The sequence below is a fragment of the Sphingomonas sp. Leaf25 genome (assembly GCF_001421635.1).
Lineage (GTDB): Bacteria > Pseudomonadota > Alphaproteobacteria > Sphingomonadales > Sphingomonadaceae > Sphingomonas.
Window position 1 is genome coordinate 308 of record NZ_LMKU01000031.1, and the last position, 488, is coordinate 795.

At 57.2% G+C, this 488-nt stretch carries 1 rRNA gene (cut by both window edges); it reads left to right on the plus strand.

Going from position 1 to position 488, the window contains the following annotated elements:
* Window positions 1-488: ribosomal RNA gene (locus tag ASE78_RS14990) — 16S ribosomal RNA — on the plus strand (its annotated part extends past both window edges: 307 nt to the left, 999 nt to the right); the annotation flags it as partial.

Sequence of the window (488 nt, forward strand, 5' to 3'; positions counted from 1 at the left end):
CCCAGCTTGCTGGGGGATTAGTGGCGAACGGGTGAGTAACACGTGAGTAACCTGCCCTTAACTCTGGGATAAGCCTGGGAAACTGGGTCTAATACCGGATATGACTCCTCATCGCATGGTGGGGGGTGGAAAGCTTTATTGTGGTTTTGGATGGACTCGCGGCCTATCAGCTTGTTGGTGAGGTAATGGCTCACCAAGGCGACGACGGGTAGCCGGCCTGAGAGGGTGACCGGCCACACTGGGACTGAGACACGGCCCAGACTCCTACGGGAGGCAGCAGTGGGGAATATTGCACAATGGGCGGAAGCCTGATGCAGCGACGCCGCGTGAGGGATGACGGCCTTCGGGTTGTAAACCTCTTTCAGTAGGGAAGAAGCGAAAGTGACGGTACCTGCAGAAGAAGCGCCGGCTAACTACGTGCCAGCAGCCGCGGTAATACGTAGGGCGCAAGCGTTATCCGGAATTATTGGGCGTAAAGAGCTCGTAGG